Source organism: Phocaeicola plebeius DSM 17135, assembly GCF_000187895.1.
Taxonomy (GTDB): domain Bacteria; phylum Bacteroidota; class Bacteroidia; order Bacteroidales; family Bacteroidaceae; genus Phocaeicola; species Phocaeicola plebeius.
The window spans coordinates 175,081-191,095 of the sequence record NZ_DS990122.1 but is presented as its reverse complement, the minus strand read 5'-3'; the positions used below and the strand labels follow the sequence as shown (position 1 = coordinate 191,095).

Sequence of the window (16,015 nt, the reverse complement as noted above, 5' to 3'; positions counted from 1 at the left end):
GATGAAGAATTTAATTTTTGCAGCAGCTATGAGTTGTATGGTATGTGCCTGCGGGCAGCAGGCGGCAGACACGGGCAATCCGTTCCTGTCTGAGTTTGAAACCCCTTATGGAACACCTGACTTTGACCGTATCAAGGTGGAACATTATGAGCCGGCTTTCCTGAAAGGTATTGAACAGCAGAATGAAGAAATTAAGGCTATTGTGGAAAATCCGGAGGAACCGAGTTTCGAAAATACGATTGTGGCGCTGGACAACAGCGGGGAGATTCTGGCTCGTGTGAGCGGTGTGTTCTTTGCTTTGACAGAAGCAGATACCAATGACGAAATGATGGCGCTGGAAGCAAAGATTGCTCCGATGCTGTCTGAACACAGCGACAATATTTTCCTGAATCAGGATTTATATAAGAGGGTGGCTGCCGTTCATGCTCAGGAAGAGGCTGGAAAAATTCAGCTGACCACCGAACAGCATTATTTGCTGGATAAATATTATAAAGAATTTGTTCGCTCTGGTGCAGGGCTGGATGCCCAGAAACAGGAACGTCTGCGTGAAATCAACAAGCAGCTTTCTACACTGACCATTGAGTTCGGTAATCATGTGCTGGCCGACAACAACGATTATCTGCTGGTGGTAGATAAGAAAGAAGATTTGGCCGGTCTGCCGGATGCAGTCATTGCTGGGGCTGCACAGGAAGCCAAGGCACATGGAAAAGACGGTAAATGGGTATTTACCTTGCAAGAATCCAGCCGTACTCCATTGCTCCAGTATGCTCAGAACCGTGAACTGAGAAAGAATATCTATCAGGCATATACCAGCCTGGGTAACCGTGGCAATGCCAATGACAACAAGGAAGTGCTGAAAAAGGTGCTTGCTCTTCGTCTGGAAAAGGCACAGCTGATGGGATTCAACAATTTCGCAGAGTATCAGTTGGCTGACAACATGGCGAAGAACCCGAAGAATGCACTTGACCTGCTGTATGGCCTGTGGGAATATTCTATCAAGAATGCCAAAGCAGAAGCTGCTGAGTTGCAGAAAATTATGGACCGTGAAGGAAAAGGTGAGAAACTGGAAGCATGGGACTGGTGGTATTACGCTGAAAAGCTTCGTCAGGAAAAATATGATTTGAATGAAGATGCCATCAAGCCTTATTTCAGTCAGGAAGATGTACACAATGGACTGTGTACGGTAGTCAACAAACTGTATGGCATTACTTTGACTCCTTGTGATTCTATTTCTGTATATAATAAGGATGTGAAGACTTACATTGTGAAGGATGCTGACGGTTCACTGTTAGGCGTGTTCTATAGCGACTACATGCCTCGTGCCAGCAAACGGAGCGGTGCCTGGATGAGTAACTTCCGTGAGCAGCAGGAAGGTGTCCGTCCGTTGATTTATAATGTGGCCAGCTTTACCAAACCGGCAGGTGACCTTCCTTCTCTGCTGACAATCGATGAAGCACGCACCATGTATCATGAGTTTGGACATGCATTGCACGGATTGCTGACTCAGTGTAAGTACAAAGGTGTGTCTGGTACGTCTGTAGCTCAGGATTTCGTGGAACTTCCTTCACAGATTATGGAGCATTGGGCTGTAGAACCTGAAGTGCTGAAAATGTATGCGAAACATTACCAGACTCGTGAGGTTATCCCTGATTCTCTGATTGCCAAGATTGAAAATCAGGCATTGTTCAACCAGGGCTTTATGACCACAGAACTGTTGGCAGCTGCCATTCTGGATATGGAAATGCACTGCCTGACAACGATGGAAGGATTCGACGTGCTTCAGTTTGAAAAGCAGTTGATGGACAAACTGGGACTGATTCCGCAGATTGCACCTCGCTATCGTTCTACTTACTTCAACCACATCATGGGCGGTTATGCAGCTGGTTATTATAGCTATATCTGGGCTGAACGTCTGGATACAGATGCCTTTGAAGCATTTAAGGAACATGGCTTGTTCGACCAGGCTACCGCAACTTCTTTCCGTAAGAACATTTTGGAAAAAGGTGGTTCAGACGACCCGATGAAACTGTATGTAACCTTCCGTGGGGCAGAGCCCAGCCTGGATGCGTTGCTGAAGACTCGCGGATTGAAATAAAATGTCCGGATAGCAGGAAAAATCTGTACAGAGTATAACTAAAAGAGGGAGTATAGCTTCATTTTTGCAAGCTGTACTCCCTTTTTTAGGCTCTAAGCCTTAAATATTTACAATCCTTTCCGCATATAAATGAAAAAAAAACTATATTTGCAACCTTGAATAAACGTATCAAATTTTAAAAGTAAATATAATAAACTAAAGTAACATGCAAAACAAAGGATTTGTAAAGGTTTTTGCGGTATTACTGACCCTTGCGTGTGCTTTTTATCTTTCGTTCTCATTCGTTACACGTTATCAGATGAACAAGGCGGCTGAGGACCCGAAAGGTTCGGCACATTACCTGGATTCCATGCAGAATCAGAAGGTGTGGTTGGGGATTTATACGCTGAAACAATGCCGTGAGATGGAAATCGGGTTGGGTTTGGACCTGAAAGGTGGTATGAACGTCATTCTGGAAGTTTCTGTACCAGATGTAGTGAAGGCGTTGGCCGACAACAAACCGGATGAAGCTTTCAATAAAGCTGTAGCAGAAGCTGCAAAATTGCAAATTAACAGCCAGGAAGACTTTATTACGCTGTTTATCAGAGAATACAAGAAACTGGCACCGGAAGGCAAGCTTGCCGAACTGTTTGCAACTCAGCAGTTGAAGGATAAAGTAAATACCCGTAGTACAGACGCTGAAGTAGAAAAAGTATTACGTGAAGAGGTGAGTGCTGCTGTTGACAACTCATTCAATGTTTTGCGTACACGTATTGACCGTTTTGGTGTAGCTCAGCCGAACATCCAGACACTGGAAGGCAAGATGGGCCGTATCATGGTGGAATTGCCGGGTATCAAGGAACCGGAACGCGTGAGAAAACTTTTACAGGGTTCTGCTAACCTGGAATTCTGGGAAACATTTGAAGCAAAAGACATCGTTCCGGTATTGGCTTCTGCTGACAACCGTGCACGTGGTCTGCTGAATGCAGATGCTCCTGCTGATTCTGCAATGGTAGAAGCTGATACAACTGCTGTAGCTGAGGCTTCTGCTGTGTCTGCAAAAGACAGTCTGGCTGCTGCATTGAAGGGCGAAACTGCTACTGCTTCTAATACAAATATTGAAGAACTGAAGAAAGAACATCCGTTGCTGGCTGTACTGCAGTTGAATCAGAGCGGTGTAGGCTGTATCGTAGGTTATGCTGACTATAAGGATACTGCTGATGTAAACCGTATCTTGAACATGAAAGCTGTGAAGGAAGTAATGCCGCGCGACTTGAAACTGATGTGGGGTGTGAAAGCTTCGGATATGGACAAGACAGGACGTATCTTCGAATTGTATGCTATCAAGTCGACAGAACGTAACGGTCGTGCACCGCTGGAAGGTGATGTAGTAACTGATGCAAAAGATGAATACGACCAGTTCAATAAGCCTTGCGTAAGCATGTCTATGAATACAGAAGGTTCTCGTCGTTGGGCTGCCTTGACCAAGAAGAACATCGGTAAGGAAATCGCTATCGTATTGGATGGATATGTGTACAGTGCTCCGCGTGTAAACTCTGAAATTACTGGTGGTAACTCACAGATTACCGGTAACTTTACTCCGGAAGTTACAAAAGACTTAGCTAACGTATTGAAGTCAGGTAAGATGCCGGCTCCTGCACGTATCGTACAGGAAGACATCGTAGGTCCGTCTTTGGGACAGGAATCTATCAATCAGGGTATCGTATCTTTCATCGTAGCTTTGATTGTCCTGATGATTTATATGTGTGCGATGTACGGATTCATTCCGGGTATGGTGGCTAACGGTGCGTTGTTCATCAACTTCTTCTTCACACTGGGTATCCTTTCTTCATTCCAGGCTGCATTGACCATGTCTGGTATCGCCGGTATGGTATTGTCACTGGGTATGGCTGTGGATGCGAACGTATTGATTTACGAACGTACGAAAGAAGAGCTCCGTGCTGGTAAGGGAACCAAACAGGCATTGGCTGAAGGTTACAAGAATGCATTCTCTGCTATCTTCGACTCTAACTTGACTTCTATCATTACAGGTATCATCCTGTTTAACTTCGGTACTGGTCCGATCCGTGGTTTTGCCACTACCTTGATTATCGGTATCCTCTGCTCATTCTTCTCAGCTGTGTTCTTGACTCGTCTGGTTTACGAACACTTCATGAATAAGGACAAGTGGTTGAACCTGACATTCACTACAGGTATTTCAAAGAACCTGATGCAGAATGTACACTATAACTTCATGGGTATTACGAAACGCTCGTTCACTATCTGGGGAGTTATCATTGTAGTATGTATCATTTCATTCTTTGTACGTGGTCTTGCACAGAGTATCGACTTCACCGGTGGACGTAACTTCGTAGTTCAGTTCGAACAGGTTGTACAGCCTGAAACAGTACGTAGCTTGCTGCAGCCGAAAGTGGGTGATGCAAACGTACAGGCTATTGCTTTGGGTACAGACGGTAAGACAATCCGTGTGACTACCAACTACCGTATCAATGAAGATTCTCCTACAATCGATGCAGAAATTGAAGAGTTCCTTTACAATGCATTGAAAGAAGGTAATCTGTTGGGTGAAGGTACTACACTGGAAATCTTTATCGACCGTGATAATCGTGCCGGAGGTTCTATCATCAGTTCTCAGAAGGTAGGTCCTAGCATCGCCGACGATATTAAGACTTCAGCTGTATGGTCAGTTGTATTGGCTTTGATTGCTATCGGTCTGTATATCTTGATTCGTTTCAACAACATCGCCTTCAGTATTGGTGCTACAGTAGCATTGATGGTGGATACCGTATTGATTATCGGTGCATACTCTTTGTGCTATGGATGGATGCCGTTCTCTTTGGAAATCGACCAGACATTCATTGGTGCTATCTTGACTGCAATCGGTTACTCTATCAATGATAAGGTGGTAATCTTCGACCGTGTACGTGAGTTTATCGGTTTGTATCCAAAACGCGACCGTACACAGCTGTTCAATGATTCGTTGAACACAACTTTGGCTCGTACCATCAACACTTCTTTGAGTACGTTGATTGTGTTGCTGAGTATCTTCATCCTTGGTGGTGACAGCATCCGCAGCTTTGCATTCGCTATGATTTTGGGTGTAGTAATCGGTACGTTATCTTCATTGTTCGTAGCTGCTCCGGTAGCTTACCTGACAATGGGTCATAAGATGCCGAAACAGGCTGGTGAAGCAGAATAAAATAGAGATCTGATATAATGTTTGAAAGCGGCTGTTTTCCTCGTGAAAGCAGCCGCTTTTTTAATGTGGTTTACGGCCTATTTTTCATCAGTTTTTTCATCAATGGATTGTCCTGTCAATTGCTTTAAATACTCAGAAGCAGACATTCCGAATTCCTCCTTGAAGCATTGACGGAAATATACGCTACTATTGATTCCTACCTTAAATGCGATTTCTGAAATCGAATATTTTCCTTCCAGCAGATACTTTTCGGCAAGTTGCATTTTAATTTTCCGGATGTATTCATTGGTTGACATACCGGTAAGTGCTTTTACCTTGCGATAGAGGGTAGAACTGCTCATGCACATCACATTGGAAAGTACGGTAATATCTACGTTTTCTGAGGTGGCTAGGCTTTCGGTAATGGCATTCGTAATCTTGTCCATGAATGCCTTGTCCAGTTTGTTCATAGATTCTGTAATAATAGCTCTTTTTTTCTCCATACTTTGTTTTTCCGGTTTTTCAGGACGGATGGCAAACCGTTCTGATAATAATCTCCTTTGTGTCAGTAGGTTGCTGATGCGACTTTGCAGCAGGCTGGCGCTGAAGGGTTTTGTCAGATAGGAATCCGCTCCGGCCTGATAGCCTTCTTCTTTGTCGGTGATACTGTCTTTTGCTGTCAGCAGAATAACCGGAATGTGACTGGTACGCATGTCTGCTTTCAGTTTCTGACACATCATGATTCCATTCATTACTGGCATCATGATGTCGCTGACTACAATATCAGGGATACATTCTGTGGCTATTTGTAGTCCTTCCTTACCGTTGGCTGCTGTTTTTACCTCATATAAATCTGTAAATGAGTCTGCAATGTAGTCGCGTATATCGGCATTGTCTTCTACCACTAAAATGATAGGACGCGCATTTCTGTCTGGGTCGCTGATTTCCAGCTTTTCAATGTACTTTTCTTTGACGTCTTGCTTTCCGGCATGCATATCTTCTCCGTGTAATGCTTGAGGATAGGTGTTTTCAGCCAGCAAGCGTAGGTAGAATGTAGTGCCGATGTCGGGCAAACTTTTTACTTGAATATCTCCTTCATGTAATTTTACTAAATTCTTTACCAAGGCCAGGCCGATACCTGTTCCAGAAGCTTGATGTTCTCCACTTTCCTGGTAATAGCGCTCGAAGATATGTGTCAGTGCTTCTTGTCCGATTCCATATCCGGTATCTTCTACAGAAAGTTGTGCATATCGTATACCATTTTCTGTAATCCATTCAGCGCGGATACGGATATATCCTTTTTCTGTGTATTTTATTGCATTGGAAATCAGGTTGTCCAGAATCATAGTGATGATCTCTTTGTCAAAAAACAATACCATATTTTCATCTTCTGCTTCTATCAGGACCTGAATCTCTGGTTTGTTATTTAGTTCTTTGTATTTCAGTCCGGTTTCATAGATTACGTTGGTTAGATTCCCCTTTGTGACACAAAGCTTCTTATTTTGTGTTTCTGTTTTTCGGAAATCTAATATCTGGTTTATCAGATTCAATAGTCGTACGGCACTTTGATGGATGACAGAGATTCGATGGTGATCTTTGCTGGAAAGTGTATTGCTTTTCACCAAGTCTTCCAGTGGTCCCAAAATCAATGTCAATGGCGTGCGTAGTTCGTGGGTGATATTGGTATAGAAACGCAGACGTTCATCATTGAGTTCTTGTTCTTGTTCGTGGCTTTTCTTTTCTGATTCGTACAGATACTCCAGGTTCAGTTTACGTTTGTACGCCCATAGTCCAATGAAAAGAAGTCCTACAGCACAGAATACATAAAGCAATTTTGCCCACCAGGAAAGCCATAATGGGGGAGCAATAATAATTTCAATGGATGATATTTCGTTTGACCATTCCTGATTGCGGATACGGGTCTTAATTAAGAACTCGTATTTTCCGGGTGGTAGGTTACGGAATGTGACGTTATTGGGCTCTTTTACCGTATACCATGCGTTCTCCAGCCCTTTTAACATATAGGCATACTCCACTCTTTCATTCAGCGAGTAATCCTGTATATTGAATGAAATATTGAAATTGTTTTGCAGGTGTTTTAACCGTACACTCTCTTTGTTAATTAAAGGAATTTCTGTTTCATTGCTATTCTCGGCGATGAGAGGTTCAAAAACCGTTATTTTTCCAATAATGGCTTTGGGAGCTTGTCGTTTTTCCAGAATATAGCTGGGAGTAAAATAGCAAAGTCCGTTGGTTGATCCGAAATACATAACTCCATTTCTGTCTTTACAGGCACTTCTTCCAATAAAACTTGCCATCGGAATATTGTCTCTGAAATCGTAATTATAGATATTTCCTTCATTTCGGACAAAACAGCTGATTCCTTGATTCGTGCTGAACCAGATGTTCTGGTTTTCGTCTTCTTCGATAGCCCAAATAAAGGTATTGGCTAATCCTTCATTACGCTGGTAGACTTTGTATTTCCAGGGAGTTTTGTTTTCAAATTGTACTAATCCTTCTCCTGTAGCAGCCCATATATAACCTTTTGAGTCTTCAAAAATCTGATTGATAGTGTTAGACGGGAAGCTAAGATAGGTGTTAAAGCTTTTTAATGGTTTCCAGTTTGAAGAATACAGGAAGATTCCGCTTCCAAAGCTTCCAACCCATATTTGTCCTTTTTTGTCTTTAATGACAGTGCGTACAAGATTATCTGGAATATGTGTATGTTGACGAATCTTTTTACTATTTCTTTCTATTTGGAATACGCCATTACTGGTTCCTACCCAGATAATGCCTTCTTTGTCTTCATAAAGTGAACGGACGTCTTGAGTAGCATACTCTTCTGGAAAAATCTGGTGAAATGTTTGTTTGTGCGTATCATAAAACATAATTCCTCCATTAAATATACCAAACCATAAATTACCTTGTTTATCGCATAAGGCTGTCTGTATGGAGTTGCCACTAAGTTTTCCGGCATTTTTGGTGTAAGTGGCTGTTCTTTTCCCTGCTTTTATTACATTAATTCCTCCTCCATCTGTACCAACCCATAAATTGTTCTGCTTGTCAAGGCATACAGCGCTGGCAATATGAGAACTTAGGTTACTTTCAGATGAATTTTGTGAATAACTGAACGATTTAAACAGAGTGGTATTGGAACTAAGAAAATTGACACCTCCTCCCCATGTTCCAGCCCAGATATTTTGATGTGAGTCTTGGTACAGACAGCGTACTGTTGAATTATTTAAGTAATATTCATTATCTCCAGCCTGGATATAATGTATGCTTTCGGCTGTATTAAACAAACTCTTGGAAAGATTGATAATGGCAATTCCTCCAAATTCAGTGGCTACCCATAATTCATTTTCATTGAATTGTTGGATGTCGTATATTCGGTGCGTAAGAGGAGATTCTTGTTCTCCTATTCTAATGAAGTGCTCTGTTTCTGGATTATATAGGGCTAATCCTTTTTCTGTACCAATCCATAGATTTCCAGTATTGTCTTTGAATATGCATTGGACATTATTGCTTGGTATTGTTGTATCGTCCAGTTTGTTATAAGTAAAGTTTTTGATCTTCTTGGTTTTAATCGAGAGAATACTCATTCCGTGTTGTGCATGACCTATGTATAAGTTCCCCTTGTGGTCGTCTACCAGAGTCCAAACGGTATTACTTGGAAGACCTGGAACTGTTTGCTGGTTGTAGTGTGTAAATTTTCCGGTTTTTTTATCTAGATATTCTATTCCTCTCCAATAAGTTGCAACCCATAAATTACCATCTGCTGCAACTGCCAGATCTGTTACGTCATTTGTGGCAATACTATATGGATTGTTTTCATCATGTAAGAAAACAGTTTGTTGATTGGTTTGATAATTGAATGCATTTAATCCAGCACGCTGGGTACCAATCCATAACACTGGGTCTTGAGGGTCATCTAACAGGCAGTTCAACTCGTTTCCTGTCAGATTAAGTGATCTACTATTATCTTTTTTATAATAGGAACTGAATAATCCACCTTCTAACTTATTGAGTCCGTCTTCAGTTGCAAACCAAAGATATCCGTTTTTGTCTTCTGTAATGTCAATGATATAACTGTTGGATAGCTTTTTCTCTAATCCAAGCTTTTTAATTGTATACTGCTGGCCATAGCTGGAAAGAATCTGTATACAAAGGAAAAAAGTAAAAAGATATTTCATATTGTTCATTTTGGTAGATTCAAAAATAGTAATATTTATTGAATTAAAGGGATGTAAATCATACAATGAATGATTTGTGCTCGGTCATTGCATGATGTTTTTTCTTAATTGATAATAAGGTTAAGTATTTTTGAAATCGAAAATATAATGTTTAATCATAAATACTAATAATTATGAGGACAAGATTCTTAAAAGTTTCTTTGCTCTGTGCGCTTTTTGCCACAGGGGTCTTTGTAACAGGATGTAGCGATGATAATGGATATTCGGATGTAGATGGAGAATCACCTGTTGCTGTGTTAAAAACGAACCATATTCAGAGTGGTGCGGGCCATGACTTCACAATTGAAGGAACCCTTACAGATGCAGATGGAATTTCTGCCATTAAATTGGAATGTGCAGATTTGTATTTGAACAAGACTATTGATTTAATAGAAATCTATGGTGAACCCCAAACTTCCTATGATTTAAGCTATAAATTTAGCATTTCAAAGGATGAGGTTGGAGAACAGTTTACAGTAAAAGTGACAGTTGTGGATGTCGGCGGAAGAGAAACATCCCAAGATGTACTGATTACCATGGATGGAGATTTTACAGATCCTGTATTTGCTCTGGCACCGCAGGATGGTAGTTTTGTGACAATGTTGTTGAGAGATGGAGCTGTTGATCCTTATGAGATGAAACTTCAAATGACAGATGATCGTGCCTTAAAATCTCTATATCTGAATATAGAAGGTGCAGCGGGATATAGTGATTTGGTTATAGATATTGATAGTATTCCTTCTTTTGAGTATAATTGGAGAATTGAGTTACCTGCGGAAAAGAAAGATTATCCGACAACAATTGCAGTTACTGATTATGCAGGAAGAACAGATACCGTTAAATGCACGATCTCTGTTACAGATATAATCGATTTTGAGAAAATGTATTTGGCCGATGTAGCAACTGAGGCAGAATTGAATAGCGATGTATTTGGTGTACCTATGGTAATTAACCATGTAGGAGAATATCAATACAAGGCTCGTTATTATAACAAAGCTGCAGGGACAGAGATTTTCTTCCTTCCCCAGAAAACTAGTTTTAATCCGGTTTGTTTTGGCTTGGATCCTAAAGATTCTAATAAACTGACGAGCGATCCGAAGCTTGCTAAACCTATAGTATTGGATACGCCTAATGTGTATTATGAGATTGATATCAATATACAAGAATCTACTTATAACATAAAGACTTATTCTGTGGATGAGGCGACTAGTCCAATAAAATATGAATATGGAAAGCCGTGTTTTGATGTCTGGGAAAATGGCTCTGAAATGATTGATTTCTATATCGGTTGGGGAAGCTCGCCGCAAGATGCTGGAGCTCACTTGTTTGTTCAAGATTCCAATAATCCTCATCTGTTCTACTATCCATCAGAAGGAACGTGGACACTTTCTTCTGGAGAAGAAATGAACTTTATTATTTCTAACTACCATCCTGGAGGCTGGTGGGATCATGTAGAATGGAGATGTGATAATTCTACAGAAATCGAAAAATTTGGATATTTCAGTAAGAAAAATGATGTAAATCCTAATTGGGAAGGAACAAATATGAAATGGGAAGATGGCTCTTCCGTACAAGATAATTGGATGAAGCCTGTTATTGTGAATGGAGGAAATTATCGATTTGAGTTTGATGCTCATCTTGGTAGAGGTAAAATTGTCCCTGCAAATTAATTAACCAATAATCATAGAACATGAAAAAACAATTATTAATTGTGTGTCTATTGCTACTTTCATTATGTAGCTATGCACAGACCCTTACCGTAAAAGGAACGGTAACTTCAGCGTCTGATAAAGAGCCTATGATCGGTGCTACAGTACAAGTCAAAGGTACCGGAAACGGTTCTATTACCGGACTGGATGGTGATTATATATTGACAAACGTTTCTTCAAACGCCGTACTTGTCTTTTCTTCTATCGGATTTGACACACAGGAAATTCCTGTAAATGGAAAAACTGTTATTAATGTAGAGTTAAAAGAGTCTACAGAATTACTGGAAGAGGTGGTTGTTATCGGTTATGGTACAGTGAAAAAGAGTGATTTGACAAGCTCCATTTCTACAGTGAAAGGAGAAGAGATTACACAGACTGTGACGGGTAATGCCATGGATGCTTTGCAGGGTAAGGTAAATGGTGTGCAAGTAGCAAGCGGTGGTGGACCGGGTACTACTCCTAAAGTATTGATTCGTGGTGTTACTACTGTAAATGGTAGTAATCCGCTCTATGTAGTAGATGGTATGCCAGTAGGTGATAATATCAACTTCTTGAATAGTAATGATATTGAATCAATGGAAGTCTTGAAAGATGCTTCTGCGGCAGCTATTTATGGTACTCGTGCTTCTAATGGTGTCATCTTGATTACAACGAAAAAAGGTAAGGCAGGAAAGGCCAATATTAACTTTACAACTTCTGTGGGTTTCCAGACTATCGCGAAACCTAATATGGCAAATGCCAGTGAATATAAAGAGGTGTACAACAAGCGTTATACGAATGATGGTGCTACTTCTAACTGGAATGATACAGGAGCTACTACAAATCCGGGTGGAACCGATTGGTGGGATACTGTAGTGAACAAGACTGCCTTGGTTCAGAACTATGCGCTTAGTGTAGCAGGCGGAACAGACAAATTAGTATATAACTTTAGTTTAGGTTACTATCGTAACAATTCTCAGTTTGATGTAGGTTATTGGGACAAGATAAATATTCGTTTGAACACAGAATATACTTTTAATAAATACGTAAAGATGGGCGTGGACATAGCTCCTCGTATGGAGTCTTGGGAAGATACTCCCGACCAGTTCTCTTCAGCTATGGGTATGGACCCGACTACTCCGGTGTTCAAGCCTGAATCAGAGTGGGTAGATAATGAGTATAATAATTATCAACGCTCTTATAACAACCAGGTTTGGAATCCGGCAGCTTCAATCGCCCGTTCAAACAGTAACTCACGCGAAATGGGGGCAATCTTGAATGCTTATTTGCAGGTAAATCCGATTCAGAAGTTGACTTTACGTACGCAGTTCGGAACAAATGCGCATTTCCGTCGTTCGGATAGCTTTACTCCGGAGTTTAGTCTGGATCCACTGGAAAAGACAGATTTGAATGAAATTTCTCGCCAGTCACAGGAATGGTTAGATTGGAACTGGACCAATACAATTACTTATGCAGATACTTTTGCCGAGAAGCATAATTTGAATGTGATGGCAGGTTTTACGGCAGAACGTTATGCATGGTATAATACAAAAGCGCTGCGTCGTGACTTGCCAAGCAATATGGATCAGATGCAGGAAGTCAATGCAGGTAATGCAGACAATGCAGAGGCTTATGGTGAAACTACATTTAACTCAATGGTTTCTTTCTTGGGACGTGTAATGTACAATTATGCGAACCGGTATTACATTTCAGCTTCATTACGTGCCGATGGTTCATCTCGTTTCCCATCAGGAAATAAATACGCATTGTTCCCGTCAGTTTCTGCTTCTTGGCGTGTGACCAGTGAAGAGTTTATGCAAGACCAGTCTCTTTTTAGCGACTTGAAAGTTCGTGGAGGTTGGGGTCGCGTAGGTAACCAGAACATTGACAATAACGCTACTTTGACTTTGCTGGATCAGACTCAGTATTATTTTGGAACTTCTCCTACATTGGCAAATGGTTATTATATCTCTACTGTAGGTAATGACCAGCTGAAATGGGAAACTGTAGAAGACTGGAACGTAGGATTGGATATGTCATTCCTTGACTCTCGTTTAGGTGTCACTTTTGAATATTTCCAGAAGAAGTCAAAAGATATGCTTTATGAAAAGCAGAATATTTTTGCCATTGGTTATCCTAACTGGAATAGTACAGTATGGATGAATGTAGGTAGCATGAAGGCGTATGGATGGGAACTTGGAATTGATTGGCGTGATCAGAAAGGTGATTTCTCTTACAATATCGGTTTGAACTTGTCTTCTGTACGTAATAAGGCCATTAAATTCTCTGGTGATGGACCGATTTATACAGGTGGATTTAACAGTGATCAGATTATTTGTAATGAAGATGGAGGTTTGATTTCTCGTTTCTATGGATATGTGGCAGATGGTTTGTTCCAGAATTGGGAGGAAGTGTATGCACATACTGACGAGCATGGAAATTTGATTCAGCCCAATGCCCAGCCTGGAGATATTCGTTTTAAAGATTTGAACCATGATGGTAATCTGGACGCAAATGATAAGACTTATATTGGTAATCCTTATCCTGATTTGATGGTAGGTTTGAACTTAGGATTCGCGTATAAGAACATTGATTTTGCAGCTAATTTCTATGGTACAATTGGCAATGATATATTTAATACAACAAAAGGATACTATTCTGGCGCCAATGGACAGAATGTATGGGCTGGTACGTTAAATAAAGCTTGGGATGGAGAAGGTACAAGCTATGATATTCCGCGTTTGTCATACAATGATTTGAACCTGAACTATCAGCGTGTGTCTAGCTTCTATGTAGAAGACGGTTCTTATCTGCGTTGTAAATTGCTTCAGATTGGATATACATTGCCTAAGCAGTGGGTAGGAGGAGCAAACTTGCGTATTTCATTCTCAGCACAGAATCCGTTTACCATTACCGGTTATTCTGGTATGGATCCGGAGCGTCCTATGTTAAATGCAAATGGTAGTGTTATTGAAACTGGTATTGATAACATTGCTTATCCGAATCCACGTACATTCTTGTTTGGTATAGACTTTAAATTTTAATTCTTGAATAACTATGAAACAGCTATTAGCAATATTGACATTGTTTGGCTCTCTGACTTTTACTTCTTGTGAGGATTTCTTGACAGAAGAAGTACGAGGCCAGCAAAACCTTGATACTTATTTTACTACGGCTGATGAGTGCGAGGCTTATATAACAGGCTGCTATCAGGATATTACCTGTGGCGGATGGTGGAACATTAATACTGTTTGGCTTTTGTCGGAAATGTGTAGTGACGATGCCTGGATGGGAAATACTACACAGAGTCAGAGTGATTATATTTCATTGGCACATTACCAAGGTAATGGAGCAAGTAATGGTCCTATTTCCAACTTCTGGCAATATCGTTATAAAGGTATTCTGCGCTGTAATGTCGCTATTGACCGTATCAGCAGTGCTGAACTGGAAGACAAAGAACTGCAGGCACGCTTGGTAGCAGAAGCTCGCTTCTTGCGTGGATATTTCTATTTTGAACTGGCCAGAAACTTTGGAGGTGTACCTTTGATTACAGAGTTCAAGATGCCGGAAGAGATTCAGGGTATAACCCGTGCCTCATTGGAAGATACTTATAAATTTATTGAGGAGGATTTGATTGCTGCTGCTGAGGTATTGCCGAAGCGTAGTGAATATGCGGATGCTGATATGGGCCGTGCTACAAGTGGAGCAGCACTTGGTTTGCTGGGTAAGGTTTATCTGTATCAGGAAAAATGGACAGAAGCCCGCGATGTATTACAGAAGTTGATTCCTGAATCTGGTTATACCGGTGAAGACGCACAGACTACAGAGTATGATTTGCTTCCTAACTTTGGTGATGTATGGGATAAAGACTTCGACAATAGTGTGGAAAGCCTTTTTGAGGTACAATATGAATATCATGCTACATTGGCTGTAGGAGGTTCGCTTTCTACTATAACAGGTGCCCGTAGCTGTGGTGCTGCTTTGGGTGATGGATGGGCATGGTGTCAGCCTACTGCCAATTTAGAGGCAGCTTATAGTGAAGATGATGAACGCCGTGAATGGACTATCATTAAGACTGGCTGTACAGAAATTAAAGGTGAAACAGAAGAGAATTTCGCTAAAATTCTGAATGACAATAAGGACATATCTGTATATGATGACTGTGTAGAGAAATATAATCTGCCAGAGAACAGTTTGGTAATTGATCCTTCAGGTCACAAGTCAGCTCGTATTATTCGTAAATATTACCTTCCTTTGAACGATCGTCCTGAAGTTTATAATACGGATAAGAGCCCGCTTAATCATCGTATTTTGCGTTATGCAGATGTGTTATTGATGTATGCGGAGGCTTGTAATGAATTGAATGATGATACTCATGCTCAGGCTGCATTGAACAGAGTACGTAATCGTGCAGGACTTGCTTCTGTAAGCGTAACTGGAAATGAACTTCGTCATGCAATTCGTAACGAACGTCGTTTGGAGTTGGCTTTCGAACAGAATCGTTTGTACGATATCCGTCGTTGGAAGGATGATAACGGTAAACCGGTAATTGCAAATCTGATGGGTGAAAACGGTTCATTTGTAAAATGGAATACAGATCCTGCTACTCGTGATGCAATGGAGTGGGACAATCAGGGTGAAGCAAGCGATAAGGGTAAGTCATTCCGTGAAGATCGTGACCTTCTTTTCCCAATTCCTTTGTATGAAGTGACTATGTCTAACGGTTCAATAGAACAAAACCCGAACTGGAATTAATAATAAATAAGTAATTTAGGTTATATGCCATTCAGAGGAATGTGTATGTTCTTCTGAATGGCATTCT

At 40.9% G+C, this 16,015-nt stretch carries 6 protein-coding genes; 5 read left to right on the top strand and 1 reads right to left on the bottom strand.

The features are described 5' to 3' along the window. Position 1 precedes the first annotated feature (1 nt). Entirely contained in the window at positions 2 to 2,095 is a 2,094-nt protein-coding gene (locus BACPLE_RS04910; protein WP_007559441.1) for a M3 family metallopeptidase, read from the top strand. 205 nt (positions 2,096 to 2,300) lie between these two features. Further along, a complete protein-coding gene (secDF, locus tag BACPLE_RS04905; RefSeq protein ID WP_007559440.1) occupies positions 2,301 to 5,294 on the top strand; it encodes a protein translocase subunit SecDF in 2,994 nt (997 codons plus the stop codon). A 77-nt stretch (positions 5,295 to 5,371) separates the two neighbouring features. Here secDF and BACPLE_RS04900 read toward each other — a convergent pair whose 3' ends face one another. Next, a complete protein-coding gene (locus tag BACPLE_RS04900; protein ID WP_040312458.1) occupies positions 5,372 to 9,466 on the bottom strand; it encodes a hybrid sensor histidine kinase/response regulator transcription factor in 4,095 nt (1,364 codons plus the stop codon). 173 nt (positions 9,467 to 9,639) lie between these two features. Here BACPLE_RS04900 and BACPLE_RS04895 point away from each other — a divergent pair, with 173 nt between their 5' ends. Genes BACPLE_RS04895 through BACPLE_RS04885 form a run of 3 tightly spaced genes read left to right on the top strand, consistent with a single transcriptional unit; the run spans position 9,640 to position 15,948 of the window. Continuing rightward, positions 9,640 to 11,175 carry a hypothetical protein gene (locus tag BACPLE_RS04895; RefSeq protein WP_007559437.1) on the top strand — a complete coding sequence of 512 codons (1,536 nt, stop codon included), beginning with the start codon at positions 9,640 to 9,642 and terminating at the stop codon, positions 11,173 to 11,175. Positions 11,176 to 11,195: 20 nt separating this feature from the next. Beyond that, a complete protein-coding gene (locus tag BACPLE_RS04890; RefSeq protein WP_007559436.1) occupies positions 11,196 to 14,237 on the top strand; it encodes a SusC/RagA family TonB-linked outer membrane protein in 3,042 nt (1,013 codons plus the stop codon). Positions 14,238 to 14,250: 13 nt separating this feature from the next. After that, positions 14,251 to 15,948, top strand: a complete 1,698-nt coding sequence (locus BACPLE_RS04885) for a RagB/SusD family nutrient uptake outer membrane protein (protein WP_007559435.1) — start codon at positions 14,251 to 14,253, stop codon at positions 15,946 to 15,948. Positions 15,949 to 16,015: the final 67 nt, after the last annotated feature.